General features: G+C 46.5%; 25 protein-coding genes. 16 read left to right on the forward strand and 9 right to left on the reverse strand.

Annotation, left to right across the window (positions count from 1 at the left end):
• Positions 1 to 89: 89 nt before the first annotated feature.
• A complete protein-coding gene (locus tag RH45_RS15890) occupies positions 90 to 1,268 on the reverse strand; it encodes a 3-phenylpropionate MFS transporter (protein ID WP_008078893.1) in 1,179 nt (392 codons plus the stop codon).
• 214 nt (positions 1,269 to 1,482) lie between these two features.
• Here RH45_RS15890 and RH45_RS15895 point away from each other — a divergent pair, with 214 nt between their 5' ends.
• The 10 genes from RH45_RS15895 (at position 1,483) to RH45_RS15940 (ending at position 12,517) form a co-directional block, all read left to right on the forward strand.
• A complete protein-coding gene (locus RH45_RS15895) occupies positions 1,483 to 3,309 on the forward strand; it encodes a DUF294 nucleotidyltransferase-like domain-containing protein (RefSeq protein WP_008078895.1) in 1,827 nt (608 codons plus the stop codon).
• A gap of 9 nt (positions 3,310 to 3,318) precedes the next feature.
• Positions 3,319 to 3,951, forward strand: coding sequence for a 3'-5' exonuclease (locus RH45_RS15900; protein WP_008078897.1), 633 nt, complete (start codon positions 3,319 to 3,321; stop codon positions 3,949 to 3,951).
• Between the two features lie 197 nt (positions 3,952 to 4,148).
• Positions 4,149 to 6,098, forward strand: coding sequence for an acetate--CoA ligase (gene acs, locus RH45_RS15905; RefSeq protein ID WP_008078898.1), 1,950 nt, complete (start codon positions 4,149 to 4,151; stop codon positions 6,096 to 6,098).
• Positions 6,099 to 6,407: 309 nt separating this feature from the next.
• A complete protein-coding gene (gene aroQ / locus RH45_RS15910) occupies positions 6,408 to 6,857 on the forward strand; it encodes a type II 3-dehydroquinate dehydratase (RefSeq protein ID WP_008078899.1) in 450 nt (149 codons plus the stop codon).
• 99 nt (positions 6,858 to 6,956) lie between these two features.
• Positions 6,957 to 7,424: an acetyl-CoA carboxylase biotin carboxyl carrier protein gene (gene accB, locus RH45_RS15915; protein WP_008078900.1), complete on the forward strand. Its 468-nt coding sequence runs from the start codon at positions 6,957 to 6,959 to the stop codon at positions 7,422 to 7,424.
• A gap of 15 nt (positions 7,425 to 7,439) precedes the next feature.
• Positions 7,440 to 8,783: an acetyl-CoA carboxylase biotin carboxylase subunit gene (gene accC, locus RH45_RS15920; protein ID WP_008078901.1), complete on the forward strand. Its 1,344-nt coding sequence runs from the start codon at positions 7,440 to 7,442 to the stop codon at positions 8,781 to 8,783.
• A gap of 165 nt (positions 8,784 to 8,948) precedes the next feature.
• Positions 8,949 to 9,836 (forward strand): 50S ribosomal protein L11 methyltransferase, encoded by an 888-nt coding sequence (gene prmA, locus RH45_RS15925; RefSeq protein WP_008078902.1) that lies wholly within the window; start codon positions 8,949 to 8,951, stop codon positions 9,834 to 9,836.
• Positions 9,837 to 9,975: 139 nt separating this feature from the next.
• A complete protein-coding gene (dusB, locus tag RH45_RS15930; protein ID WP_008078904.1) occupies positions 9,976 to 10,938 on the forward strand; it encodes a tRNA dihydrouridine synthase DusB in 963 nt (320 codons plus the stop codon).
• A 72-nt stretch (positions 10,939 to 11,010) separates the two neighbouring features.
• Positions 11,011 to 11,307 (forward strand): DNA-binding transcriptional regulator Fis, encoded by a 297-nt coding sequence (gene fis, locus RH45_RS15935; RefSeq protein ID WP_000462885.1) that lies wholly within the window; start codon positions 11,011 to 11,013, stop codon positions 11,305 to 11,307.
• Positions 11,308 to 11,542: 235 nt separating this feature from the next.
• Entirely contained in the window at positions 11,543 to 12,517 is a 975-nt protein-coding gene (locus tag RH45_RS15940; protein WP_008079023.1) for a GGDEF domain-containing protein, read from the forward strand.
• Here RH45_RS15940 and zntR read toward each other — a convergent pair.
• Positions 12,514 to 12,942: a Zn(2+)-responsive transcriptional regulator gene (gene zntR, locus RH45_RS15945; protein ID WP_008079024.1), complete on the reverse strand. Its 429-nt coding sequence runs from the start codon at positions 12,940 to 12,942 to the stop codon at positions 12,514 to 12,516. The genes RH45_RS15940 and zntR overlap by 4 nt on opposite strands.
• Before the next feature lie 274 nt (positions 12,943 to 13,216).
• Here zntR and purH point away from each other — a divergent pair, with 274 nt between their 5' ends.
• On the forward strand, positions 13,217 to 14,809 hold the full coding sequence (gene purH / locus RH45_RS15950; protein WP_008079025.1) for a bifunctional phosphoribosylaminoimidazolecarboxamide formyltransferase/IMP cyclohydrolase: 1,593 nt from the start codon (positions 13,217 to 13,219) through the stop codon (positions 14,807 to 14,809).
• A 133-nt stretch (positions 14,810 to 14,942) separates the two neighbouring features.
• Positions 14,943 to 16,232 (forward strand): phosphoribosylamine--glycine ligase, encoded by a 1,290-nt coding sequence (gene purD / locus RH45_RS15955; protein WP_008079026.1) that lies wholly within the window; start codon positions 14,943 to 14,945, stop codon positions 16,230 to 16,232.
• A gap of 65 nt (positions 16,233 to 16,297) precedes the next feature.
• Here the strand turns inward: purD and RH45_RS15960 are convergent, their stop codons facing one another.
• Together RH45_RS15960 and hupA are read right to left on the reverse strand one after the other, a co-directional pair.
• Entirely contained in the window at positions 16,298 to 16,993 is a 696-nt protein-coding gene (locus tag RH45_RS15960) for a DUF1481 domain-containing protein (RefSeq protein ID WP_039958821.1), read from the reverse strand.
• Between the two features lie 82 nt (positions 16,994 to 17,075).
• A complete protein-coding gene (gene hupA / locus RH45_RS15965; RefSeq protein WP_008079028.1) occupies positions 17,076 to 17,348 on the reverse strand; it encodes a nucleoid-associated protein HU-alpha in 273 nt (90 codons plus the stop codon).
• A 414-nt stretch (positions 17,349 to 17,762) separates the two neighbouring features.
• On the opposite strand from hupA, the gene RH45_RS15970 reads away from it, so the two are divergent.
• On the forward strand, positions 17,763 to 18,860 hold the full coding sequence (locus RH45_RS15970) for a CNNM domain-containing protein (protein WP_008079030.1): 1,098 nt from the start codon (positions 17,763 to 17,765) through the stop codon (positions 18,858 to 18,860).
• Between the two features lie 75 nt (positions 18,861 to 18,935).
• Here RH45_RS15970 and RH45_RS15975 read toward each other — a convergent pair whose 3' ends face one another.
• Positions 18,936 to 19,523: a YjaG family protein gene (locus RH45_RS15975; protein WP_008079042.1), complete on the reverse strand. Its 588-nt coding sequence runs from the start codon at positions 19,521 to 19,523 to the stop codon at positions 18,936 to 18,938.
• Positions 19,524 to 19,593: 70 nt separating this feature from the next.
• Here RH45_RS15975 and RH45_RS15980 point away from each other — a divergent pair, with 70 nt between their 5' ends.
• Together RH45_RS15980 and RH45_RS15985 are read left to right on the forward strand one after the other, a co-directional pair.
• A complete protein-coding gene (locus RH45_RS15980) occupies positions 19,594 to 20,520 on the forward strand; it encodes a D-2-hydroxyacid dehydrogenase (protein WP_008079044.1) in 927 nt (308 codons plus the stop codon).
• Between the two features lie 13 nt (positions 20,521 to 20,533).
• Entirely contained in the window at positions 20,534 to 21,115 is a 582-nt protein-coding gene (locus RH45_RS15985; protein WP_008079046.1) for a uracil-DNA glycosylase family protein, read from the forward strand.
• 31 nt (positions 21,116 to 21,146) lie between these two features.
• Here the strand turns inward: RH45_RS15985 and RH45_RS15990 are convergent, their stop codons facing one another.
• The 4 genes from RH45_RS15990 to RH45_RS16005 form a co-directional block, all read right to left on the reverse strand.
• Positions 21,147 to 22,313: a nucleotide sugar dehydrogenase gene (locus RH45_RS15990; protein WP_008079048.1), complete on the reverse strand. Its 1,167-nt coding sequence runs from the start codon at positions 22,311 to 22,313 to the stop codon at positions 21,147 to 21,149.
• Positions 22,314 to 22,481: 168 nt separating this feature from the next.
• Complete coding sequence (groL, locus tag RH45_RS15995) at positions 22,482 to 24,128, reverse strand: chaperonin GroEL (protein ID WP_008079050.1); 1,647 nt, start codon at positions 24,126 to 24,128, stop codon at positions 22,482 to 22,484.
• A gap of 73 nt (positions 24,129 to 24,201) precedes the next feature.
• A complete protein-coding gene (locus tag RH45_RS16000) occupies positions 24,202 to 24,492 on the reverse strand; it encodes a co-chaperone GroES (protein ID WP_005381516.1) in 291 nt (96 codons plus the stop codon).
• Between the two features lie 285 nt (positions 24,493 to 24,777).
• Positions 24,778 to 25,110: a DUF3135 domain-containing protein gene (locus RH45_RS16005; RefSeq protein ID WP_008079055.1), complete on the reverse strand. Its 333-nt coding sequence runs from the start codon at positions 25,108 to 25,110 to the stop codon at positions 24,778 to 24,780.
• A gap of 401 nt (positions 25,111 to 25,511) precedes the next feature.
• Between RH45_RS16005 and RH45_RS16010 the strand changes: the two genes are divergently transcribed.
• On the forward strand, positions 25,512 to 26,645 hold the full coding sequence (locus tag RH45_RS16010) for a polysaccharide export protein (RefSeq protein ID WP_008079056.1): 1,134 nt from the start codon (positions 25,512 to 25,514) through the stop codon (positions 26,643 to 26,645).
• The last annotated feature ends 22 nt before the right edge of the window (positions 26,646 to 26,667 follow it).

The raw sequence follows: 26,667 nt of genomic DNA on the forward strand, positions 1-26,667 counted from the left end.
TGCTATGTGCTGAAATCCAATAAAAAACCTCTCCATATTGGAGAGGTTTCATTTAACTAAGGAAGTGAGTTGAACTCAAACAGTCACGCTTAATTCTGTGCTTCAGGCTCCATAACATGGATGTTTGACTGTTTGTTGGCGTCGACTTTTATGAACAGGGCCAATACTCCCATTGCCGCCATTGCCCAGAAGACATTTGCTCCCCAATGCTCGTATCCCCAGCCGCTTAACGTGGTCATTAACGCAATGAATGCTCCCAGCGGAATTGCATTGTATAAAGCCTGCAGCGCCACCATCTTACGCGGCTCAGAGTCCTGAATGTATTGAATCGCCGCAATGTGGGCGATAGCAAATGTTACGCCATGCAGTAACTGAATGAGAACCAACGCTGCGATCATCGTCGTCGAAGCGGTGAGCCCCCAACGAGCGATACAACCCAGTGCCGCCACCACGAACATCGCTCTCAGTGACCAACCAGAAAACAGGCGCTTGCTCAGCGCAAAAATGGCCACTTCAGAGACCACACCTAAGCTCCACAGGTAGCCGATGATGTCCTCGGAATAACCGGCCTCTTTCCAGTAAATGGAACTGAAGCTGTAATATGCCGCGTGGCTACCTTGAATCAATGCGACTAGGATTAAGAACTTAACCACCGGGCCTTCGCGTAGCAAATCCATCAGTTTAGGGCGCTCAGTATGCTCTTCGGCTTGAGTCACTGGCATAGGATTAATGCGACGCATCGCAAACAGCCAAGAAATCAAGATCCCCACCAAAGCAGTGTAGATAATCATGTCGCTGCCGTATTGCGACACCATGAAGCCGACCACAGTGGAGCCCGCAATAAAGGCAACCGATCCCCACAAACGTGTGCGGCCATAATCAAGCTTATTGAGGCGAGCATAATAGTTCGCCATCGCATCAGAGAGGGGAACAATTGGTCCACAACACAAGTTGTACAGAACGGTGGCTAACGCCATTAGCCAGAAGCTTCCACCGGTAAAGAAATGGAACGCGATAAACAGCAGCGAAGCGAAACTTAACCAGCGCAGCGCCGGCATCAAGTGCTCAACTTTATGAATGCGCGGCGTGAGCAGCATGTTCGCCACACAACGGGTAGCAAAACCTATTCCGACCAATAGGCCAATATCCGTCGGTGATACCCCTTGGTTTTCAAACCAGAGCGCCCAGAAAGGCAGGTAGACGCCGTAGGCAAAGAAAAAGCCAATAAAGTACTGGGAAATCCAGCCGTAAGGAGATGGGGTCAGCATTGTCACCTCTGAATGCCTAAAATTAGATGCGTCATTATCCACACACAAAACAGACTTAAAAAGGGAATAATCTAAATTAAGACTTTTCCTAGTTGTTGATTTACGCCCAGTTTCATCTATCCGATTCGTATTAGATTCGACCAAAGTCGTCTGGCAGTTTCGCCACAATTGGGCACACTTAAGCTATGGTCTCTTGCACACTTGTAGGTCGCTCATGCCTGACAAATTTAATATGCACACCCCTCCCTTTGATCGTCTGGATGATAAACAGCAAACTCAGCTGAGAACCTCTTTAGACGTTGCGTACTTTCGTGAAAAGGAAATTTTGCTCGCCACTGATGCGCAAAGCCAACACCTGCATATTATAATCAAAGGTGCCGTCGAAGAGCGCAGTGCCGATGGTCAGGAGATATTTGCCCACTATGCCAATGATGACCTGTTTGATGTTCGCGCACTCTTTGAAGGACAAGCTCGCCACCATTACGTCGCCCTTGAAGACACTCTAGTCTATCTATTGCCCAAAGCCATCTTTTTAGAACTGTACAATGCCAACGGACAGTTCGCCGCTTACTTTGATAGTAACCTCGCTAAACGTCAGGAGCTGATTGAAGCTGCTCAACAGCAGCAAAACTTGGCGGAATTTATTCTGACTAAGGTCGATAGTGATATCTATCATCCCCCCATGCTGTTAAAACCGGAACAACCGCTCAATGAAGTTACCCGGATACTAAAAGAAAATGGCATTGATTCTGCGCTGGTTGAACTGCACGAAGACGATATTCGCTTACTGGATGACTCTCACAGCCTGCCCTTTGCTATCGTCACGCGAACCAATATGCTGCATGCGGTGATGCTCGACGATCACCCTCTTGACACGCCAGTAGGGAAAATCGCAACCTTCCCAGTCATCCACGTCGATGATGGGGACTTCCTATTCAACGCCATGATTAAAATGACGCGCAACCGGATGAAGCGCGTCATGGTGGCTGACGGAAAAGACGCAGTGGGTATGCTGGATATGACACAGATACTCAGCGCTTTCTCTACTCATTCACACGTGTTGACCTTAAGTATTGCTCGAGCAACCAGTGTCGAAGAGCTCGCCCTTGCCTCGAATCGCCAGCGTCAACTGGTCGATAGCCTGCTTAGCAATGGCATACGAACTCGTTTTATCATGGAGCTGATCTCTGCGGTTAATGAGCAAATCATCGAAAAAGCGTTTGAACTGATTGTTCCTCCAGCCCTTCACGATCATTGTTGTTTGGTCGTTTTAGGCTCAGAAGGGCGTGGGGAACAGATCTTAAAAACCGATCAAGATAATGCCTTGATCGTGAAAGATGGTTTGCAATGGCATCAATGCAGCAAGGTGATGGACCAATTGACCCACACATTGCAGCAATTAGGCTACCCTCTTTGTCCTGGCAACGTGATGGTCAACAACCCTAAATGGGTCAAAAGCCAAGCAGACTGGCAGAAAGCACTCACCAAGTGGTCTAAGCCAACCTCAGCCGAACAGGTGATGGATCTGGCCATTTTTACTGATGCCCACGCCGTAGCGGGTAATAAAGAATTGCTTACCCCAGTCAGACATCACCTTCGCCAGCTCATGCTCAACAACATGCTCGCGCTGCAAGATTTCTGTCGTCCTGCACTGCAATTTTCTCTGCCACTGACCCTGTTTGGCAACGTCAAGCAAGACAAACAAGGCGTCGATCTGAAAAGTGGCGGGATTTTCCCGATTGTGCATGGCATCCGGACACTCGCTCTCGAATATGGTATCGAGGAGAGCAATACCTTTGATCGTATAGAGGCACTACGCAGTAAGCGAATACTAGAGCCAGATACCGCCGATAACCTCAGTGAAGCGTTAAAGTTGTTCTTTAAACTGCGCTTAGCCCAGCAGCTAGCTAACCAGCACAGTAGTAATCGTATTGATTTGAAACAGTTAGAACGTACCGAGCGAGACCTACTCCGTCACAGTCTCCACGTAGTGAAAAAATTTAAGCAGTTTCTTGGCTATCATTATCAGATAAGGGACTAAGGCAGCAGTATGAATTGGCTTCAGCGTCGATATTGGTACATCAAACTGAAAGGTTCGCCCTACCGCCCACTATTTACTGGGTTACAAAAGGGCGAATACGTTTCGCTCGACTGTGAAACCACCAGCTTAGATCCTAACCGAGCAGAGTTGGTCACTATTGCGGCGGCCAAAATCATCGATAACCGCATCATCACCAGTCGCCCATTTGAAGTTCGATTACGTGCGCCACAATCTCTTGACTCAAATTCAGTCAAAATCCATCAAATTCGTCATAAAGATTTGGTCGATGGGATAGATGAAAAACAGGCATTGATTCAGTTGTTGGAATTTATTGGTAACCGACCTTTAGTCGGCTATCACATTCGTTACGACAAAAAAATTCTCGATCTAGCCTGTCGCCGCCATCTTGGTTTTCCTTTGCCAAATCCCTTAATCGAAGTCAGTCAAATCTATCATGATAAACTGGAGCGCCACCTGCCCAATGCCTACTTTGACCTCAGCCTAGAGGCGATCTGCAAGCATCTTGATCTACCGATGCAAAATAAACACGATGCCCTGCAGGATGCCATTTCTGCCGCTTTGGTGTTCGTGCGACTTACAAAAGGTGATCTGCCCAGCTTAAATCTGCCCTATCTTCGCTAGATCAAGTTACGACCAAGCTCTCAATTTGCGTTTTAATTCCTTCATTTTTAAGCACAAGCCCCTCTCTCATCCTAAAGTCTAATTGTCGAATCTCGGCCTGTGATTGAAAGTTATAGCCATAGGGAATTTGTACAACGTTAGTTGTTTTAAACGGACACATGCTCAATTCAAAGGAATTAAGCACAAGGAGAAAAGCAATGAGTGAAGCCCATATTTATCCGGTAAAAGAAAACATCAAACAAAACACGCACGCGGATAACGATACTTACCAAGCCATGTACCAACAGTCAGTTACAGACCCGGTTGGTTTCTGGAGTGAACACGGCAAGATTGTCGACTGGATGAAACCTTTCACTCAAGTCAAAAATACCTCTTTTGACACCGGACACGTCGACATTCGTTGGTTTGAAGATGGCACGCTTAATGTCTCAGCTAACTGTATTGACCGCCACCTTGCTGAGCGCGGTGATGATATCGCGATTATTTGGGAAGGCGATGATCCAAATGATGACAGCACGCTCACTTTTAAAGAGCTGCACAAAGAGGTGTGTGAGTTTGCAAATGCACTAAAAGAACAAGGGGTTCGCAAAGGCGATGTGGTTTGTCTTTACATGCCAATGGTGACGGAAGCAGCCGTTGCGATGTTAGCTTGTACCCGTATTGGTGCAGTCCACACTGTGGTGTTCGGTGGCTTCTCGCCGGAGGCTCTTTCTGGTCGTATTATCGATTCCGATGCTAAAGTCGTGATCACAGCCGACGAAGGCGTTCGTGGTGGTCGTGCGGTACCGTTGAAAAAGAACGTTGATGAAGCACTGACTAACCCAGAAGTTAAAACCATTGAAAAAGTCATTGTCATGAAACGAACTGGCGGTGATATCGAATGGCACGAACATCGCGATGTTTGGTGGCATGAAGCAACCGCTAACGTTCCTTCAGATTGTCCACCAGAAGAGATGAAAGCCGAAGATCCGCTATTCATTCTTTACACTTCTGGCTCAACAGGTAAACCAAAAGGCGTTCTACACACAACTGGCGGCTACTTAGTTTATGCCGCGATGACCTTTAAATATGTCTTCGATTATCAGCCAGGAGAAACCTTCTGGTGTACTGCAGACGTGGGTTGGATTACTGGCCACACTTACCTAATTTATGGCCCACTCGCTAATGGTGCGAAGACAATCTTGTTTGAAGGCGTACCAAACTACCCAAGCACAAACCGCATGAGCCAAGTGGTCGACAAACATCAAGTCAACATTCTATACACTGCGCCAACGGCAATCCGAGCGCTTATGGCGAAAGGTAACGAAGCGGTTGAAGGCACTTCTCGTAGCAGCTTACGAATCATGGGCTCAGTGGGTGAGCCAATTAACCCTGAAGCGTGGGAGTGGTACTACAAAACCATAGGTAACGAGAATTCTCCAATCGTTGATACTTGGTGGCAGACCGAAACCGGCGGCATCTTAATTGCGCCACTACCAGGGGCAACCGATCTAAAACCAGGCTCTGCTACACGTCCATTCTTTGGGGTTCAACCGGCACTGGTTGATAACATGGGTAACATCATTGAAGGTGCGACGGACGGTAACCTAGTGATTCTCGATTCGTGGCCAGGTCAGATGCGCACTGTTTACGGTGACCACGAGCGTTTCGAGCAAACCTATTTCTCCACCTTTAAAGGCATGTACTTTACTAGTGACGGTGCTCGTCGTGACGAAGACGGCTACTACTGGATCACAGGACGAGTCGATGACGTACTCAACGTTTCAGGTCACCGAATGGGGACAGCTGAAATTGAATCGGCTTTGGTTGCCCACGACAAGATTGCCGAAGCCGCTATCGTCGGTATCCCACACGATATCAAGGGCCAAGCGATCTACGCTTACATCACACTAAATGATGGTGAATTCCCTAGTGCTGAGCTGCATGCTGAAGTGAAAAACTGGGTGCGTAAAGAGATTGGTCCAATTGCAACGCCAGATGTGCTGCACTGGACTGACTCACTGCCGAAAACGCGTTCTGGTAAGATCATGCGTAGGATTTTACGCAAAATTGCCACAGGTGATACCAGCAACCTAGGCGATACCTCAACTCTGGCTGATCCGAGCGTCGTTGATAAACTGATTGCGGAAAAAGCAGAGCTGGCTTAAGCCTCCCCTGTTTAAAACAGCCCTCATAAACCAAAACCGTCACTCATGTGGCGGTTTTTTTGCTTTGTTAGAGCCTATCTCCCCCACTTGTCGTGAGGCAAAATTGGTCAATTTTGTTATCTCGGTAGCAAAAACGCCGCCGCTCACTGGGTGATTAGACCAGTAAATTGCTGCTAAATGCGCTGAATTAGCTATAATCTGGGTCTATTTCAAAGATCCAGACAAATTTCTTACAAAGAAACCATGCTGAATCCGCGATAATATGGGAATATCTTAGTTCGTCTCATGTATTAGGAAGATAGCGACACAATGGCAGCAAAATCACGCATTCTTGTCTTAAATGGTCCAAATCTAAACCTGCTAGGGTTACGCGAACCAGCACATTATGGCTCTCAAACCCTTGAGCAAATCATCGATTTATTGACCGAACAAGCAGAGCTTGCGGGTGTAGAACTGGAACATCTACAGTCAAATCGCGAGTACGAACTGATTGAAAAAATCCATGCAGCCTATGGCAAGGTGGACTTTATCATTATCAATCCAGCCGCTTTCACTCATACCAGTGTTGCACTGCGCGACGCTCTACTTGGCGTAGCGATCCCATTTATCGAAGTGCATTTATCGAATGTGCATGCCAGAGAACCATTCCGCCATCACTCCTACTTGTCTGATAAGGCAGAAGGTGTGATTTGTGGTCTAGGAGCTCAAGGCTATGAATTTGCTTTGTCGGCAGCGCTTAAAAAGTTGCAGGCACACTAACCTAACTGACGTTGACGTGAGTAACGAACGCTCAACGTACACAAACACTCTGCAGTTCAAATGAGCTGTCTTATTCACAAGATAAAAGAGAAAGAAAAGATGGATATCCGTAAAATCAAGAAGCTTATCGAGTTAGTAGAAGAGTCTGGCATTGCTGAGCTAGAAATCTCTGAAGGTGAAGAGTCGGTACGCATCAGCCGTAGCGGTAGCGCAGCGCCGGCAGCGCCAATTCAGTATGCAGCAGCACCGGCTCCAGTAGCAGCACCGGCTCCTGCAGCAGCTCCAGCACCTGCGGCGGCTCCTGCTGAAGCGGCAGCTCCTGCTGTTCCTGCGGGCCACCAAGTTCTTTCTCCAATGGTAGGTACTTTCTACCGTTCTCCAAGCCCAGACGCGAAATCATTCGTTGAAGTTGGTCAATCAGTAAACGCTGGCGACACACTATGTATCGTTGAAGCGATGAAGATGATGAACCAAATCGAAGCGGACAAGTCTGGCGTAGTTACAGCTATCCTAGTTGATGATGGCCAGCCAGTTGAGTTCGACCAACCACTTGTTGTTATCGAATAATCGAGGCTATCTCTTATGCTAGATAAATTAGTCATCGCGAACCGAGGTGAAATCGCACTTCGTATCCTTCGCGCATGTAAAGAATTAGGCATCAAAACCGTTGCTGTTCACTCAACGGCTGACCGTGACCTAAAACACGTACTACTTGCTGACGAAACCGTATGTATCGGCCCAGCTCGTGGTATCGACAGCTACCTAAACATTCCACGCATTATCTCTGCCGCGGAAGTAACCGGCGCTGTTGCTATCCACCCAGGCTATGGTTTCTTGTCTGAGAACGCTGACTTTGCTGAACAAGTAGAGCGCAGTGGCTTTATCTTTGTTGGCCCTAAAGCGGAAACAATCCGTATCATGGGTGACAAAGTTTCGGCTATCACAGCGATGAAAAAAGCGGGCGTACCTTGTGTTCCAGGTTCTGATGGCCCTCTTGATGATGATGAGCATGCAAACAAAGCACACGCTAAGCGTATTGGTTACCCAGTAATCATCAAAGCATCTGGTGGTGGCGGCGGTCGTGGTATGCGTGTTGTACGTAGCGAAGGCGAGCTCATTGAAGCTATCGCTATGACTCGTGCAGAAGCAAAAGCAGCCTTTAACAATGACATGGTTTACATGGAGAAATTCCTAGAAAACCCTCGTCACGTTGAAGTACAGGTGATTGCCGATGGTCAAGGCGGCGCAATCCACTTAGGTGAGCGTGACTGTTCAATGCAGCGTCGTCACCAAAAAGTTGTCGAGGAAGCTCCTGCTCCTGGTATTACTGAAGAGATGCGTAAGTACATCGGTGAGCGTTGTACTCGTGCATGTCTAGAGATCGGCTACCGCGGTGCAGGTACATTCGAGTTCTTGTACGAAAACGGTGAGTTCTACTTCATTGAAATGAACACTCGTATTCAGGTTGAGCACCCAGTAACTGAGATGGTTACCGGCGTAGACCTGATCAAAGAGCAGCTACGTGTTGCAGCGGGCCAACCACTGTCATTCACGCAGGATGACATCAAAATCCGTGGCCACGCGATCGAATGTCGTATCAACGCTGAAGACCCAGAGCGCTTCCTACCTTCACCAGGTAAGATTGAACGCTTCCACGCGCCAGGCGGCATGGGTGTTCGTTGGGAATCGCACATTTACACAGGCTACACTGTACCTCCTCACTACGATTCAATGATTGGTAAACTGATCACCTTTGGTGAGAACCGCGATGTTGCGATTGCACGTATGAAGAACGCGCTAGGCGAGATGATCGTTGAAGGTATCAAAACAAACGTTCCTCTACAAGAAAGCATTATGAATGATGAGAACTTCCAACACGGTGGTGCCAACATTCATTACCTAGAGAAAAAACTAGGTCTGCAATAAACAATCACGCAGCAATTAACGTTGAAATGTCCACTTCGGTGGGCATTTTTGTTTTTGGGCGTAAGCAGCCCAGCGTGATTAGACACATCTATACTCAAATATCGGCCGCAGTTCTGCTACACTCTGCGCCAATCAAAATTTAACCATCGGAAAGAGCTGACTCTCATGCCTTGGATTCAAATCAAACTCAATGCGACAAATGAAAACGCTGAACAAATCGGCGACATGCTAATGGAAGAGACTGGTGCGCTGTCTGTCACTTTTTTAGACGCGCAAGATACGCCTGTATTTGAACCTCTACCTGGTGAAACTCGTCTTTGGGGTGATACCGATATCCTGGCGCTGTATGACGCTGAAGCGGATACTAACTTTATCATTGAGCAAGCCAAGCTTAGCGGATTATTGGCGCAAGACTTTGCTTACAAAGTTGAGCAACTTGAAGATAAAGATTGGGAACGCGAATGGATGGACAACTTCCACCCAATGAAGTTTGGTGAACGCCTTTGGATTTGTCCAAGCTGGCGTGATATCCCTGAGCCTGACGCGGTTAACGTAATGCTGGATCCGGGCCTTGCCTTTGGTACAGGTACGCACCCAACTACGGCACTATGTCTTGAGTGGCTAGAAGGGTTAGACCTGACGGGTAAAACGGTTATCGATTTCGGTTGCGGTTCGGGTATTTTGGCGATCGCTGCGATCAAGCTAGGGGCAGAAAAGGTAATCGGGATCGATATTGATCCTCAAGCATTACTGGCCTCAAAAGATAATGCAGAGCGTAACGGTGTGGCAGAACAACTGGAAGTCTTCCTTCCTCAAGATCAGCCTGCGGGGTTAATCGCTGATGTGGTCGTAGCTAACATTTTAGCTGGTCCACTACGTGAACTTGCACCAATAATTAAGTCTCTTGTGAAGCCAAGTGGAGACCTTGCGATGTCGGGTGTCTTGGATACTCAAGCGGAAGATGTTGCTAATTATTACCGTGATGAGCTTCACATTGATCCTATCAAAGAGCAGAGTGAGTGGTGCCGCATCTCTGGTCGCAAGCAAGGCTAGACAAGACTTTGCGAGTTAATTGACTGATTTTTGGGCATTTTGCGAAAACAAATCGTAAATGCTCAAATATTAGTCTTTTCACAGCGCTAAAAAATGCGTAAAATGCGCGCCCTTACTGGTACTAAGCTGTGAAGACGTTTTGAAAATCGGAAACTACCAACTTAAGAATAATCTCATCGTTGCCCCTATGGCAGGAGTGACGGATAGACCTTTCCGCGAGTTGTGTCTCCGTTATGGTGCTGGAATGGCCGTCAGTGAAATGATGTCGTCAAATCCAAAACTATGGAATACGTCTAAGTCGATGCAACGCATGGTGCATGAAGGCGAATCGGGCATTCGCTCTGTACAAATTGCTGGCGCCGACCCACAACTTATGGCCGATGCTGCTCAGTTTAGTGTTGAGAACGGTGCGCAAATCATCGATATCAATATGGGCTGTCCAGCTAAAAAAGTGAATAAGAAGCTAGCGGGCTCTGCACTACTTCAGTTTCCAGAGATCATTGAAGATATTCTGAAAGCCGTCGTTAATGCGGTAGATGTCCCTGTGACATTAAAAACTCGTACTGGCTGGGATACAGACAACAAAAACTGTGTCCAAATCGCTAAATTAGCCGAAGACTGCGGCATTCAAGCGCTTGCTCTGCATGGTAGAACAAAAGCTTGCATGTACAAAGGTGAGGCCGAATATGACAGCATTAAAGCGGTGAAAGAGGCCATCTCAATACCGGTTATCGCTAATGGTGATATTGATAGCCCAGAGAAGGCCAAATTTGTTCTGGAGTACACCGGAGCCGACGCTTTGATGATTGGACGCCCTGCCCAAGGTCGTCCGTGGATTTTTCAGGAAATCCAACACTTTTTGGAAAACGGCACTAAGATGGCTGACCTTCCTCTCGAGGAAGTAAAAGACATCCTGCTTGGACATGTGAATGCTCTACATGAGTTTTATGGTGAGTATTTAGGCCCTCGTATCGCGCGTAAGCACGTTGGTTGGTACCTAAAAGAGCATGAACAAGCGAGTGAGTTTCGCCGTACCTTCAACGCCATCGACGCAGCACCGCTGCAACTTGATGCGTTAGAAGAGTATTTTGATAAAGCCTAAATAGTTGTAGCTTTGGCTGCAAATATGACGGGTAAACGTTGCATCATAATTAAGAGAAGAGCTAGACCGAATATGTTCGAACAAAATCTGACTTCAGAAGCATTAACAGTAACTACAGTAACGTCGCAAGACCAGATTACTCAAAAGCCTTTACGTGACTCTGTTAAAGCATCTCTTAAAAACTACTTGGCTCAACTTAACGGCCAAGAAGTAACAGAACTATACGAATTAGTTCTAGCTGAAGTTGAACAGCCACTACTAGATACTATCATGCAGTACACTCGCGGTAACCAAACTCGCGCAGCAACTATGATGGGTATCAACCGCGGTACTCTTCGCAAGAAACTTAAGAAATACGGCATGAACTAATCGTTCAAGGCACTGTTTCTAAAATGAAAAAGCCGATCTCTATGAGATCGGCTTTTTCTTTATTGTGTCGACAACAGGCCCGCTCGACACTCTAGCGTGATTTTCACCCTTTTATGGCACCTACAGTACGTAGTACTTATTGAGCAAATTATAAGCAAAATGTGATCTATTAAGATTGATCCAGCCAAGTACCTTTATATAATGGATGGTTCTGTGATTATTTGGATTAGGCTATATGGTTGATATGCAACGGGAAGAATGGCTTCAGCTATTGCTGAATGAGCTGCCCGATCGTCTATTTGTGCTTAATCAAGATGGCCAGTTCATTGAAGGGTTCGGCGGTACTTTCCATTCGACACGCCTAGATAACCCTCACTCTACTCAAAACTCACTCCAGTCATTACTCGACGAAGAAAAAGCCAGCGAGCTTTCTCGTGCGCTCTCTGAGGTAGTTCTTTCACAGCAAACGAAAGTGATTCAATACTCGATCTCAGCAGTCAATTGCCCAAATTTATCCATTGAGCAGTTAGAAGCCTTTGCGGAAGATGCTTGGTTTGAAGCCACAATTAAACCTTTATGCACCTTAGGTGAGACAACTTACATCCTTTGGCAAGAGCGAGATGTCACTGGAGCGTATGCGCGCGAGCAAGATCTCAAGCGACTCTCAGAAACCGACGAACTGACTGGGATATTGAACCGCCGCGCCTTTATACACAGCCTTCAGGAAGCCTTTAACAGTGTGGAACGATCTAATCTGAGCTGTTTGATGGTCGACATCGACCATTTTAAAGAGATCAACGACCAAGTTGGTCACTTGTCTGGCGATGAAGTCATTAGCCACGTTGCACAGCTCTGCCAGCAGCAGATCCGTGCTAGCGACGCTGTCGGACGACTAGGAGGGGAAGAATTTGGCGTCATGCTGAGCCATACGAGTGCAATCCAGGCTTACGACATCGCAGAACGGATACGCCGCTCTATCGCCGACACCCCATGCCAAGTCGATGATAAAACCATCTACCCTACCGTTAGCATTGGCATTGCAGAAGCGGATGCGACAACCCATGACGTCAAAACGCTGCTGGTTCAAGCCGACAAAGCCATGTATTACTCAAAGCACACTGGCCGAAACCAAGTCACTCTCTATCATGACAGCTTGCCAGACATGAAGATCCAACCAAGCAATAAAACCCACATTCTCATCGCTTCCTAATCACAGCAAGAATCCACATGTGACTCGTCCGCGAGTGCACCAAGAATCGAACAATGGCTGGCGTCATCATCCACGTGGCCACAGCACGCATCGTTTATCTTTTTCAGCGCATTGCGAATTCGGCTCAATTCACTGATCTTCTCATCAATTAAGCTCAACTTAGCACTTGTGATCGCTTTTACTTCAGCACAACTGTGTTCTGTGGCTTCTAACTTGATTTCCAGTAACTCTTTAATCTCATCTAAACTCAGCCCGAGATCTTTGGCTTTCAAGATAAAACCCACTTGAGCCTGATTTTGCTCGTTATAAAGCCGATAACCAGAGTCACTGCGCCCTGCAGGCTTTATCAGCTGATTTTTTTCATAAAATCTCAGTGTATCTGCTGTGACGCCACAGCGTTTTGCAAGTTCGCCTATCTGAAACATAACTTACCTAATTAACTATTTCGTTACTTTTGGTGCGGTAAAACCAGTAAATTACAATTATTTTTGCGATGCCAAACGATTGCGCGAGCTTTTTTGTAATAAATTGGTTAGAATACGCGCCATCAATCTCACAGACTGTTGAAATCGCTTAATCGTCTTCAAAGGTCTTTACCAAAACTGGCCAATATTTTACGCCTCATCACGAGGCTATGTAAAAACAAGTTCATTTTTGGCAAATATCTTTATCTTACTGTGACTTTGAGGAAATAGAAGCATGAGTAACGCTCGTCCTGTTCGCCGCGCACTAATCAGCGTATCAGACAAAACTGGCATTGTAGAGTTTGCTAAAGCGCTCGCTGAACGTGGTGTAGACATTCTGTCTACTGGTGGTACTGCTCGCCTTTTGGCTGAGCAAGGCATTTCTGTAACTGAAGTTTCTGACTACACAGGCTTCCCAGAAATGATGGATGGACGAGTGAAGACACTTCACCCTAAAGTTCACGGTGGCGTTCTAGGTCGTCGTGGCCAAGATGATAACGTGATGAAACAGCACGGAATCAATCCTATCGATATGGTTGTTGTTAACCTATACCCATTCGCAGAAACGGTTGCTAAAGAAGGTTGTACCCTTGCTGATGCCGTTGAAAACATCGACATCGGTGGTCCAACAATGGTTCGTTCTGCAGCGAAAAACCACAAAGACGTCACTATCGTTGTGAACGCTCACGACTACGACCGCGTTATCGCTGAAATGGACGCGAACGAGAAATCTCTAACACTAGAAACTCGCTTCGACCTGGCTATCGCAGCTTTCGAGCACACAGCATCTTACGACGGCATGATCGCAAACTACTTCGGCACTATGGTTCCATCTTACGGTGAGAACAAGGAGGGTGATGAAGAGTCTAAATTCCCTCGTACGTTCAACCAACAGTTCGAGAAAAAACAAGACATGCGTTACGGTGAGAACAGCCACCAAGCAGCCGCATTCTACGTTGAAGCAAACCCTGAAGAAGCATCTGTTTCTACTGCTCGCCAAATCCAAGGTAAAGCCCTTTCTTACAACAACATCGCCGATACTGACGCAGCACTTGAGTGTGTGAAAGAGTTCGATGAGCCAGCCTGTGTGATTGTTAAGCACGCTAATCCATGTGGTGTAGCTCTGGGCGAAAACATCCTAGAAGCTTACGACCGTGCATTCAAAACAGACCCAACGTCTGCATTTGGCGGCATCATCGCCTTCAACCGTGAACTCGACGCAGCAACAGCAACGGCTATTACTGAGCGTCAATTCGTTGAAGTGATCATTGCACCATCTGTTTCTGCTGAAGCAATAGAAATCGTGGCGGCTAAGAAAAACCTTCGCCTACTTGAGTGTGGTGAGTGGACAACTAAGACAACTGGCTTTGACGTGAAGCGGGTTAATGGTGGCCTACTGGTTCAAGACCGCGATCAAGGCATGGTTTCTCAAGATGATCTAAAAGTGGTTTCTAAGCGTCAACCTACAGAAGAAGAGCTAAAAGATGCCTTATTCTGCTGGAAAGTAGCGAAGTACGTGAAATCTAACGCGATCGTTTACTCGAAAGGCGACATGACTATCGGTGTAGGCGCAGGCCAAATGAGCCGCGTTTACTCTGCGAAAATCGCAGGCATCAAGGCTGCAGACGAAGGTCTACAGGTTGAAGGTTGTGTGATGGCATCCGATGCATTCTTTCCATTCCGTGACGGTATCGACGCGGCTGCAGAAGCGGGCATCAAGTGTGTTATCCAACCAGGTGGCTCAATGCGTGATGACGAAGTTATCGCTGCAGCAGACGAGCACGGCATGGCGATGATCTTTACTGGTATGCGTCACTTCCGCCACTAGAAAGAAAAGAGACGAGAGCGCTTCAATACGGGAAACGGAAACGCTGCGCTCCGAGATGAGCAACACTCTCCTTTCGTGTTGCTCAGACATTTTCTAGTTCTACTACTATCAATTTTAATTGAAGGTTTAAAACATGAATGTATTGATTATTGGTGCTGGCGGTCGTGAGCACGCTTTAGGTTGGAAAGCAGCACAAAACCCAAACGTTGAAACAGTATTCGTTGCTCCAGGTAACGCAGGTACTGCACTTGAGCCAAAACTTGAGAACGTAAACATCGGTGTTGAAGACATCGCCGGGTTAGTCGCATTTGCTCAAGAGAAAAAAATCGAACTGACTATTGTTGGCCCTGAAGCACCACTGGTCATTGGTGTGGTTGACGCGTTCCGCGAAGTGGGTCTGCCTATCTTTGGCCCAACTCAAGCAGCAGCGCAGCTTGAAGGATCTAAAGCATTCACTAAAGACTTCCTAGCTCGTCACGATATCCCAACCGGTTCTTACGCAAACTTCACTGAGATTGAGCCAGCGATCGCTTACGTTCGTGAGCAAGGCGCGCCAATCGTAGTGAAAGCTGACGGCCTTGCAGCGGGTAAAGGCGTTATCGTAGCAATGACGCTCGAAGAAGCAGAAGACGCTATCAAAGACATGCTTGCTGGAAACGCATTTGGTGAAGCAGGTAGCCGCGTGGTTATCGAAGAGTTTCTAGAAGGCGAAGAAGCAAGCTTTATCGTGATGGTTGACGGCTCTAGCGTATTGCCTATGGCCACCAGCCAAGACCATAAACGCGTGGGCGACAAAGACACAGGCCCGAACACAGGCGGCATGGGTGCTTACTCTCCTGCTCCTGTTGTCACACCAGAAATCCACAACCGCATCTTGGAAGAAGTTATCTACCCTACGGTACGTGGTATGGATGCAGAAGGTGCGCCTTACACAGGTTTCCTATACGCAGGCCTGATGATCGCAGCAGACGGTACACCGAAAGTGATTGAGTACAACTGCCGCTTCGGCGACCCAGAGACACAACCTATCATGATGCGCATGGAATCCGACTTGGTTGAACTGTGCCTAATGGCTATCGATGAGAAACTAGACCAAGCGGAGTCTAAGTGGGACCCACGAGCATCTATCGGTGTTGTACTGGCTGCTGGCGGTTACCCAGCGGACTACGCGAAAGGCGACGTTATTTCACTACCTACAGGCGATGTTGAAGGCCAAAAAATCTTCCACGCAGGTACAGCGAATAACGAAGCTGGGGATGTAGTGACAAACGGTGGTCGTGTTCTATGTGCAACGGCTCTTGGTAATAGCGTTTCTGAGGCTCAGGAGCGTGCGTACGCGCTAACTAAGCAAGTTAGCTGGAATGGTATGTTCCACCGCAATGACATCGGTTACCGTGCGATTGAGCGCGAACAACAGAAGTAATTACGTTTAGAATTGAAAAAGGCGCTCGTTGAGCGCCTTTTTTGTATCCATTATTTATCTAATTGCTAATTCTCAATCAGGCGAGTGCGCTCAATACAATCTTGACTGTCTTCTGCCAACATCAACAACTCTTTCACGATCACTTTATTACCTCTAGTCGAGCCGAGGAGTGCAATATAGTTGTCGACAGCAGAAAGACGATTGACGACAAAGCTTGGAAGCGTCTGATTAAACTCAATTGCGGAGTAGCTATTACCAGCACAGGTTTCAAACTCACTGCCATCCCAATAACCTTGGATCAGCTCGTAGCCATCTTTATCCTGTTGTCGAGTAACAGCTGGAATGTCTAACGCTTCTTGTTTCAACCAAGCCAGTTTGTCCTTACTCAACGGCAAAACTCGACCATCCAGACGGTATTGCTGATACACAGCTTCACCCTCTTTGTTGAAACGAACATGAATACGGTAAGGAACAAGCTCAGTGTTATCTTTGATCTGTTCACCTTCACGAATTAACTCGCGCAGCTCTCCATCAGCCCAACGATAATCTGTTTTAAACCAACCATAGTCACCTGCGGTAACGTAGTCGGATGCTGTATAGGCTGACGTTAGTTTCTCGGTGTACCAGTATAAGCTTGTGGCGTCACCCATAGAGCGCCCACCAGTGTAATCTGAGAACTGGTTTAGATTTGGGTTTGGCGTACCTGAGGCGCACCCCATCAGTAGAGAGCCAAGCAGTGCTGACAATAAAAATTTCTTCATAATAAAAATATACGCCAAGATAGAAGCTACCTTGGCGTATTTTAAACTATTCCAGCGAAAAACACCGGAGTGGTTTGTTTAATTATTTTACTGCGTCTTTTAGCGCTTTACCCGCTACAAATGCAGGAACGTTAGCAGCAGCGATTTGGATTTCTTCGCCAGTCTTTGGATTACGACCAGTGCGAGCTGCACGGTGGTTAACTTTAAATGTACCAAAACCAATTAGTTGAACTTGGTCACCCTCTTTAAGTGCATCAGTCACACCGTCAAGAGTAGCTTCCAGAGCAGCTTTAGCTTGTGCTTTTGATAGGTCTGCTTTCTCTGCGATAAAGTCGATTAATTGGGTCTTGTTCATTAGGTTTCCCTTCTCATATGTTATCGAATTCAACTCACTCTAAAGCATAAATGCCCCATCTGGCAAAGGTTTGTAAGCGATCTTTCGCTTTCATGACGTACTTTTAACCATAATCTGAGTATTAACTCACAATTTGTTACCATCCACCTCACTGGCAAGACTTGTTTTTGACCAATTTTGGCTTTATTTATAAAGCAGCAAAAGCCAGCGAAGCCTGATGTTGCAGGGCTGATGCGAATAAAAAACACTCACACCAATAATGCCCAGGTATGAAAAAAATCCGTAAGACAGCCACCTTCAACGGATAACATGCAAAGTTCGGTTGTGATACTGACGTCAATTTCGGGTATAACTAGACACACAACCCGACTCATTCGAGGATGTCGGTCATTAATTAACCTTCATAGGACATTTATGTTACTGCTTACTCTGTACGTCTCTGTTGCCATTGGCGTATCGTTTATCTGTTCCGTTTTAGAAGCGGTGCTATTAAGCATCTCTCCAAGTTATATTGCTCAATTACGCCAGCAAGGGCACCCAGCCGCAGAATCGTTGACTAAGCTAAAGGCCGACATTGACCGCCCACTGGCTTCAATTCTAACCCTAAATACAATTGCTCATACCATAGGTGCCGCAATTGCCGGTGCCCAGGCAGCTGTCGTATTTGGTAGCCAATGGCTTGGTGTGTTCTCCGCAGTGCTGACGTTCGCGGTTTTGTTGCTGTCTGAGATTGTGCCTAAAACCATTGGTGCCACATACTGGCGTCAACTTGCTCCAACCGCGGCGACAGTATTGCGTTGGATGGTTTGGGCGTTGACCCCGTTCGTCTGGTTCTCAGAACAAATCACCAAACGTCTAGCCAGTGGTCACGAAGCGCCTAAGATGCGAGATGAGCTTTCTGCGATGGCGTTGCTCGCAAAGGAAAGTGGTGAATTTGCCGAAGGGGAGACAAAGATCCTCAACAACTTGCTGGGTATCCAAGATGTTCCCGTCACTCAAGTGATGACCCCACGCCCAGTGGTATTCCGAGCCGATGCAGAAATGAGCATCAATGAGTTTCTACGCGAATATCGAGACACTCCGTTTTCTCGTCCACTGGTCTACAGCCAATCGAAAGACAACATCATCGGTTTTGTCCATCGTCTAGAGCTGTTTAAACTGCAACAGGTCGGTTGTGGAGAAAAGCAACTTGGTGCCGTGATGCGTCCAGTGCATGTGTTACTCAATACCATTGCGCTGCCAAAAGCGTTTGAGCAGATGATGGCGCATCGCTTACAACTCGCCATGATTGTTGATGAGTATGGCACGGTACAGGGCATTCTGACTTTAGAAGACATCTTCGAACACTTAGTCGGCGAAGAGATTGTCGATGAAGCAGACCGCACCACCGACATGCAAGAGCTAGCATTTGAGCGCTGGGAAAAGTGGAAAGAGACCCACGGCGTGATTGAAAATCGTGACGAAGATGATGACGAAGCTGGCGAGTCACAAGCAAAGAAAGAAGATAACTAGAGCTGCCCAGCCACTAAAAACAAAGGGTTGACGAACAAACGTCAACCCTTTTTTATTCTGGTTACTGGCTAACAACTAGACAGCCACGCCAATATTGCTCACGCCTTCGTCTTTAAGCTCTGCACGCAGATCTTTAATCAAATCGATATCGCGCTCTTGAGCGTCTTTCAATGGACGGAAGATGGCCCACTGAACATCCCACTCTGCGCACACGGCTTCGTTATCTTTTTGATTGTCGTTCGTGATTTCTTCACCGGTTTGAGCTTCTTCAAGCTGAGCGACCGTCGCAACAGAGATCTGACTCAGCTTTTGCATGTTTTCATACAGATAATCACGATCTAATAAGCCATGAATCAGGGTCGACAGACCAACACATGCATCAATCGCTGGGTATACCCCGTAGAAGTCAAAGTCTTCAGAGCTTGGAATGATCTCTTCAAGTTTCTCAAGTTGACGCTCAAAGTTAACTTTCGCAGTTTTGACAGTCAGTTGCTCCCAGATACTGTCGAGTATATCGCGATAGACTCGTGCTTCAGCAAATTCAGTCGTTTGACAAAACATGGCATAGTTTGGATACATGCGTTCACATAGACATGCCATAAAGGTAATCTGTTTCCAGGGCTCAAACTTCTCTAGGCGAAGCTGAAGAGGATTCTGTAGCATAGCGACTCTTTGGTTGCAGAAATAAACAGCGAAAGTGTACTTGATAACCAACAGGGAAAAAAGCAAGCCGATGAACAATTTCACCCATAAAGTGTATCTTCTCACCGAAGATGATGCGACGTACCAAGCACTGCTTAATCAAGCAGACTTGCCAGAACTTGAAATCACGGACTCTCGCCAAGAAGCGAACATCTTACTCACCTCTCCGCCAATGGCCTCTCCCTGTATCTCAGAGTTTAGCAGCTTGGAATGGATTCAATCGATTTATGCAGGAGTCGATGCTTTAGTCCCTTCTTTAGAGAACTTCTCTGGCGAACTCACCAATGTAAAAGGAATCTTTGGGCAACAAATTTCAGAGTATGTACTGGGTTACCTCATCCAACATTGTCGCCATTTCAACCACTACCAAGCACAACAACACAATCAGAGTTGGCAACCCAAGGCTTATCGCTCTCTCAACACTCTGAATCTGGTGATATTGGGCACTGGCTCTATTGGCAGTTACCTTGCTGCAACGGCTAAAGCATTTGGTTTGCATGTGGCAGGAGTCAATCGAAGTGGTATTCCTGCGAAAAACAGCCCCTTTGATACCACCTACCACATTCAAGAACTGTCTACCGCTCTCAAACATGCTGATGTGATAGTCAATACCTTACCGGATACCTCAGAAACACAAGGCATATTTAATCAAGAGACACTAAGCCATTGCCACAAGGCACTACTGTTCAATGTAGGCCGAGGAAGTGCAATAGATGAACAAGCCATAATCACTGCTCTCGAAAAACATTGGCTTGAGCACGCTTTTCTTGATGTGTTTGAACAAGAACCTTTAGCGCCGCAACACCCATTTTGGTCTCACCCCAATATCACCATCACACCTCATATCGCTGCAATTAGCTTTCCGGAACAAGTGGTAGAAATCTTTACTGACAACTACCATCGATGGCGTGACGGATTTGGATTGTTGAACCAAATTGACCTCGATAAGGGCTATTGAGGCGAAAATAAATATGAATACGCTAGATCAGCTACTCACACAAGTAACCAACTGCAGAGTTTGCCAGCCTTACCTAAAGCTTGGCTGTAACCCTGTCATTCAAGCCAATGAAGCGGCCAAGTTGTTGATTATTGGTCAAGCACCGGGGTTAAAAGTACATCATAGCTCAATACCTTGGAACGACCCCAGCGGTGATCGGCTACGGCAATGGCTAGCGCTAGATAAAGAGCAATTCTATGACCCTAAACAAATCGCCATCATGCCTATGGGTTTGTGTTACCCGGGGAAAGGAAAAAGTGGCGATTTACCACCACGAAAAGAGTGCGCGCCGCTGTGGCATACACCAATATTAGAGCAACTGCCTAACATTGAAATGACCTTACTCATTGGCCAATATGCACAAAGCTATTATTTGCAGGATAAGCCTAAGACATTAACTGAGACAGTGAAAAGCTGGCGACGCTGGGCTCCTCACTACCTGCCGCTCCCCCATCCGTCACCAAGAAACACCTTATGGCTGCGTAATAACCCTTGGTTTGAGGAAGACGTGGTGAGTTACATTCGAGATCATGTTCATCAACAGCTCGGTAATTAAAAGCTCCCGAAGGAGCTTTTGATGTCTTTGATTAGTCAGAACCAAATAAATCTCGGGTGTAAACCTTATCCGCGACATCAGCAAGCTCTTGAGCCATCCGATTCGAGACAATCACATCAGATTGGGCTTTGAATTGGTCGAGATCGCGGATAACTTGAGAATGGAAAAACTCATCGTCTTCAAGTACCGGTTCGTACACCACCACCGTAATACCCTTGGCCTTCAAACGCTTCATGATTCCTTGAATGGACGACGCGCGGAAGTTATCCGACCCTGCTTTCATGATAAGACGGTAGATCCCGACGACTTTAGGGTTACGCTTTAAAATCGACTCAGCGACAAAATCTTTACGAGTGCGGTTCGCTTCAACAATCGCACCAATAATATTGTTCGGTACCGCTTGGTAGTTAGCCAACAGCTGCTTGGTATCTTTAGGTAAGCAGTAACCACCGTAACCAAATGATGGGTTGTTGTAATGGTTGCCAATACGAGGGTCTAACCCAACACCTTGGATAATCTGACGCGTATCTAAGCCATGTGCTTCAGCATACGAATCTAACTCATTGAAATAAGCGACTCGCATGGCTAAATAGGTATTGGAAAACAACTTGACGGCTTCGGCTTCGGTTGAATTCGTCAACAAGACTTCAATATCTTGTTTTTCAGCCCCTTCCACCAATAAATTGGCAAACTCCTGAGCACGCTCGCTCTGCTCACCCACAATGATTCGAGATGGATGGAGATTGTCGTATAGCGCTTTACCCTCACGAAGAAACTCAGGTGAAAAGATAATATTCTCACAACCTAACTCTTGCTTAATGCGCTCGGTGTAACCGACTGGCACGGTAGACTTAATGACCATCACCGCGTCAGGATTAATCGCCAGAACATCTTGAATCACAGATTCTACCGATGACGTATTAAAGTAGTTAGTTACGGGATCGTAGTCAGTTGGCGTTGCAATCACGACAAATCGTGCATCTTGGTAAGCGTGTTGTTTATCCGTCGTTGCCTCGAAATCTATCTCTTTATTGGCTAGGAATTCTTCTATCTCAGCATCTACGATTGGAGAAACTTTACTATTGAGCAACTCAACTTTTGCTTCGATGACATCCAATGCAACAACTTGATGATGTTGCGCCAACAACATAGCGTTAGATAATCCAACATAACCGGTACCCGCTACGGCAATTTTCATTGCTAACCTCGTTTTCTCTGATCGGAAGGATATTGAAGTGGCGACTATGATAGCACCAAGTAAACTATCGTGCGAGAACGCCGATACCCGCACTCCAACATTACAAAAACCAAAAACGGAGGCACAAGTGCCTCCGTTTCAATGGTCATAGATGAGACTAAACGGCGATTACATCATACCGCCCATGCCACCCATGCCGCCCATGCCGCCCATATCAGGCATTGCAGGAGCGTCTTTCTGCGGTAGGTCTGTCACCATTGCTTCCGTTGTGATCATTAGACCAGCAACGGATGCTGCGAACTGAAGTGCGCTACGAGTAACCTTAGTTGGATCTAGGATACCCATCTCGATCATGTCACCGTACTCACCAGTTGCTGCATTGTAGCCGTATGAACCTTCACCGCCTTTGACGTTGTTCGCAACCACTGACTCTTCATCACCTGCGTTCTTAGTGATTTGACGGATTGGCGCTTCCATCGCACGAAGTGCAACGCGAATACCTACGTTTTGCTCCTCGTTATCACCCTCAAGACCTGCAACTTTAGAAGCAACGCGGATAAGAGCAACACCACCACCAGCAACAACACCTTCTTCAACCGCTGCGCGAGTTGCGTGAAGTGCATCTTCAACGCGGTCTTTCTTCTCTTTCATTTCAACTTCAGTTGCTGCGCCAACTTTGATAACTGCAACACCGCCAGCCAGTTTAGCTACGCGCTCTTGTAGTTTCTCTTTGTCGTAATCAGAAGTCGCTTCTTCGATTTGCTGACGGATTTGAGCAACACGACCTTGGATCATTGCTTCTTCACCCGCACCATCAATGATGGTTGAGTTTTCTTTCGTGATCGTTACGCGCTTCGCTTGACCTAGGTCTTCCAGCGTCACTTTCTCAAGCTCAAGACCAATCTCTTCAGAAATTACTGTGCCACCAGTTAGGATAGCGATGTCTTGTAGCATGGCTTTACGACGGTCACCAAAACCAGGCGCTTTCACAGCCGCCACTTTTACGATACCGCGCATGTTGTTCACAACTAGAGTTGCAAGTGCTTCGCCTTCTACATCTTCAGCGATGATCAGAAGTGGACGAGAGGCTTTAGCCACAGCTTCTAGAGTTGGCAGAAGTTCACGAATGTTCGATACTTTCTTATCGATCAGAAGAATGAATGGGCTTTCTAGATCGACAGAACCTGCTTCTTGGTTGTTAATGAAGTAAGGAGACAGGTAACCGCGGTCAAACTGCATACCTTCAACTACGTCTAGCTCGTCTTGTAGGGCCTGACCTTCTTCAACCGTGATAACACCATCGCGGCCTACTTTTTCCATCGCTTCAGCAATGATGTTACCTACTGTCGCGTCAGAGTTTGCAGAGATAGTACCCACCTGTGCAATCGCTTTTGTGTCTGCACATGGAACAGAAAGTGCTTTTAGCTCTTCAACCGCTGCTACAACTGCTTTGTCGATGCCGCGCTTAAGATCCATTGGGTTCATACCCGCAGCAACCGCTTTTAGGCCTTCGTTTACGATAGCTTGAGCAAGCACTGTTGCAGTTGTTGTACCGTCACCCGCAGCATCATTTGCTTGAGACGCCACTTCTTTAACCATTTGTGCGCCCATATTTTGGAACTTGTCTTCAAGTTCGATTTCGCGCGCTACTGAAACACCATCTTTAGTAATCGTTGGTGCACCGAAAGATTTGTCTAGTACTACGTTACGACCTTTAGGGCCTAGTGTTACCTTTACTGCGTCCGCTAGAACGTTTACACCCTCTAGCATTTTAACTCGTGCGTCATTACCAAATTTAACGTCTTTAGCAGCCATCTTTAGTTTCCTTTTCTAATTCTGTGTTTTATTTCGTTTTGAATCTGAGCAAAAAATTACTCAATGATTGCTATTACTCAACGATTGCCATGATGTCGTTCTCAGACATAACTAGCACTTCTTTACCGTCGATCTTTTCAGTTTTCGTGCCGTAACCTTCAGCGAAGATAACCGTATCACCCACTTTTACATCTAGTGGAAGTACCGTGCCGTTCTCTAGAATGCGGCCTTTACCTACAGCTAGCACTACGCCGCGAGTTGATTTCTCTGCAGCTGAACCAGTTAGCACGATGCCACCAGCAGACTTAGATTCTACTTCTTTGCGCTCTACGATAACTCGGTCGTGTAATGGACGAATGTTCATCGGTCGTCTCTCCTGAAAATTTCCATGATAGATGTGATAAATGGCTTTGGAAGCCTTGTGGTAACTATATGTGGGGCAAATTTACCAAACCCAAGGGGCGGCAACATTTTTTTTGTGATCATGGTCAGAGAAGGGAAAAGATAGGCGCCGATGCGAGATAACTGCTTATGAAGAAGTAAAGAGTCCGACTTTATAGAAGATAGCCACCACCCCAGAGAATGGGAGTTCACGCACGCGTAAGCACCGCTAGTAATAAGAGAATCACAGTAGACCGCTACCCACTAATCACCTCCACGCATCGAAAGGAATAATATCAGCGCTCTGCTTTGGTTCCTCATAACTCTCTTGTTCGATGATGTCTTGAAACTTAATCATTTGAGAAACCAGTTCTCGCATTAACACCACATTGGCTTGATTTGGGTTTTTACAACGACTGACAACCCTATCAATGTGACTTTGCTGAGCCCACAGCCTCGCTTGCATCTCATCGGAAGCAGACAAAATTAGCTCCTCACACATGTCTTGCTTGAACTGTCGGAATGCTTCTGGGTTTTGCTGCGCTAACTCGACCAACTCATCAAAGGGAGGAAGGGTTTGGCTGATTAATGGTGCACTCATGCGGCCTCCTTTCGTTGATTCTTCTATCAACGTCTAAGCAAAGCTTAGCCAACTAACGCCACTCAAGTCACTTTAAGAGTAATATTCTCATAAACAAGACAGTGAGAAACGCTTCAATTGATTCGTGTAAGTTTTTAATCAAGGCACATAATGACAAATATCTTTATTCAAACTCTCAAAACCTCAACCTTAATCCCATAAATACGTAGTTCACAATTGCGGCAACAACGAATGTATGGATAATTAGGTGACTAACCGTATGCATAGTACAATCGCCAAATAGACTTTATTAATACATACACAATCTAGCGCCAACAAGTTTGGCATGTGCTTTTATTTAAACTCTTATCCAGCAACAAATTGGTGCTGTAATAAATAATTAATTTAACGACTTAGCAGACATGGAATTTAAAAAAAAGCTTTTGCTTACGATGGTTTTCCCAGCGTTACTGGCAGGATGTACGACACCAGGCTCACATATTTCAACAGACAATAAGAATATTGTTGAAACGGAAGTCGACCAAGAGTCTTCACTCTCAGAGCAAGTTAACCTTTACCCTCTTACCGCTCAAACAGTAAGTTTGTATCCCGGAGAGAGAAGTTTTTCTTCGCAAGCTAACCCAAAACTGGAACAGCAAATCGCTAACTATGAGTATCGTATTGGCCCTGGAGATATTCTGAACGTTACGGTTTGGGATCATCCTGAGTTAACCATTCCAGCAGGCTCATATCGAAGCGCATCTGAAGCGGGTAACTGGGTGCATGCTGACGGTACCATTTTCTACCCCTATATAGGCACCGTGGACGTTCAGGGTAAAACTGTGCGAGAAATTCGTGCGGATATTGCGACTCGATTAGCAAAGTACCTCGAAAGCCCTCAAGTAGATGTTAATGTCGCTGCCTTCCGTTCGCAAAAAGCGTATATCACTGGTGCCATTTCTAAGCCCGGGCAGCAAGCCATTACCAACATCCCGTTGACCTTATTGGATGCAGTTAACCGAGCAGGTGGTTTAGCTAGTGATGCTGACTGGCGAAATGTGACGCTAACACGTAATGGTGTCGAAGAGTCTCTTTCCCTTTATGCACTGATGCAGCGAGGAGATTTACAGCAGAACAAACTATTGCAATCAGGCGACATCGTTCATGTACCTCGCGACGACAACCAAAAGGTTTTCGTAATGGGTGAAGTCAACGATCCGAAACTACTAAAAATGGATCGTGCAGGCATGAGTCTAACAGAAGCACTCAGCAATGTTGGCGGTATTAACGAACTCTCCGCCGATGCGACAGGTGTGTTTGTCATTCGAACTTCTAGCGAAAAGTCTGAACACCTAGCCGATATTTTCCAACTGAATATCAAAGATGCATCAGCACTGGTGATTGGTACTGAGTTTGACCTCAAACCTTATGATATTGTCTATGTTACTGCTGCGCCAATCACTCGTTGGAACCGTGTTATTAGCCAGCTCATGCCAACAATCACTGGCTTTAATGAGCTGACAGAAGGTGCATTGCGCATTAGAAACTGGCCCTAGTTACTTGTAAACGAATGGAGAG

The sequence above is a fragment of the Vibrio sinaloensis DSM 21326 genome, from assembly GCF_000189275.1.
Classification (GTDB): Bacteria; Pseudomonadota; Gammaproteobacteria; order Enterobacterales; family Vibrionaceae; genus Vibrio; species Vibrio sinaloensis.

What these genes read in the sequence shown, in the direction of transcription:
- RH45_RS15890 (WP_008078893.1), bottom strand. Translation starts at nt 1,268, where the DNA reads ATGCTGACCCCATCTCCTTACGGCTGGATTTCCCAGTACTTTATTGGC.
- RH45_RS15895 (WP_008078895.1), top strand. Translation starts at nt 1,483, where the DNA reads ATGCCTGACAAATTTAATATGCACACCCCTCCCTTTGATCGTCTGGAT.
- RH45_RS15900 (WP_008078897.1), top strand. Translation starts at nt 3,319, where the DNA reads ATGAATTGGCTTCAGCGTCGATATTGGTACATCAAACTGAAAGGTTCG.
- acs (WP_008078898.1), top strand. Translation starts at nt 4,149, where the DNA reads ATGAGTGAAGCCCATATTTATCCGGTAAAAGAAAACATCAAACAAAAC.
- aroQ (WP_008078899.1), top strand. Translation starts at nt 6,408, where the DNA reads ATGGCAGCAAAATCACGCATTCTTGTCTTAAATGGTCCAAATCTAAAC.
- accB (WP_008078900.1), top strand. Translation starts at nt 6,957, where the DNA reads ATGGATATCCGTAAAATCAAGAAGCTTATCGAGTTAGTAGAAGAGTCT.
- accC (WP_008078901.1), top strand. Translation starts at nt 7,440, where the DNA reads ATGCTAGATAAATTAGTCATCGCGAACCGAGGTGAAATCGCACTTCGT.
- prmA (WP_008078902.1), top strand. Translation starts at nt 8,949, where the DNA reads ATGCCTTGGATTCAAATCAAACTCAATGCGACAAATGAAAACGCTGAA.
- fis (WP_000462885.1), top strand. Translation starts at nt 11,011, where the DNA reads ATGTTCGAACAAAATCTGACTTCAGAAGCATTAACAGTAACTACAGTA.
- RH45_RS15940 (WP_008079023.1), top strand. Translation starts at nt 11,543, where the DNA reads ATGGTTGATATGCAACGGGAAGAATGGCTTCAGCTATTGCTGAATGAG.
- zntR (WP_008079024.1), bottom strand. Translation starts at nt 12,942, where the DNA reads ATGTTTCAGATAGGCGAACTTGCAAAACGCTGTGGCGTCACAGCAGAT.
- purH (WP_008079025.1), top strand. Translation starts at nt 13,217, where the DNA reads ATGAGTAACGCTCGTCCTGTTCGCCGCGCACTAATCAGCGTATCAGAC.
- purD (WP_008079026.1), top strand. Translation starts at nt 14,943, where the DNA reads ATGAATGTATTGATTATTGGTGCTGGCGGTCGTGAGCACGCTTTAGGT.
- RH45_RS15960 (WP_039958821.1), bottom strand. Translation starts at nt 16,993, where the DNA reads ATGAAGAAATTTTTATTGTCAGCACTGCTTGGCTCTCTACTGATGGGG.
- hupA (WP_008079028.1), bottom strand. Translation starts at nt 17,348, where the DNA reads ATGAACAAGACCCAATTAATCGACTTTATCGCAGAGAAAGCAGACCTA.
- RH45_RS15970 (WP_008079030.1), top strand. Translation starts at nt 17,763, where the DNA reads ATGTTACTGCTTACTCTGTACGTCTCTGTTGCCATTGGCGTATCGTTT.
- RH45_RS15975 (WP_008079042.1), bottom strand. Translation starts at nt 19,523, where the DNA reads ATGCTACAGAATCCTCTTCAGCTTCGCCTAGAGAAGTTTGAGCCCTGG.
- RH45_RS15980 (WP_008079044.1), top strand. Translation starts at nt 19,594, where the DNA reads ATGAACAATTTCACCCATAAAGTGTATCTTCTCACCGAAGATGATGCG.
- RH45_RS15985 (WP_008079046.1), top strand. Translation starts at nt 20,534, where the DNA reads ATGAATACGCTAGATCAGCTACTCACACAAGTAACCAACTGCAGAGTT.
- RH45_RS15990 (WP_008079048.1), bottom strand. Translation starts at nt 22,313, where the DNA reads ATGAAAATTGCCGTAGCGGGTACCGGTTATGTTGGATTATCTAACGCT.
- groL (WP_008079050.1), bottom strand. Translation starts at nt 24,128, where the DNA reads ATGGCTGCTAAAGACGTTAAATTTGGTAATGACGCACGAGTTAAAATG.
- RH45_RS16000 (WP_005381516.1), bottom strand. Translation starts at nt 24,492, where the DNA reads ATGAACATTCGTCCATTACACGACCGAGTTATCGTAGAGCGCAAAGAA.
- RH45_RS16005 (WP_008079055.1), bottom strand. Translation starts at nt 25,110, where the DNA reads ATGAGTGCACCATTAATCAGCCAAACCCTTCCTCCCTTTGATGAGTTG.
- RH45_RS16010 (WP_008079056.1), top strand. Translation starts at nt 25,512, where the DNA reads ATGGAATTTAAAAAAAAGCTTTTGCTTACGATGGTTTTCCCAGCGTTA.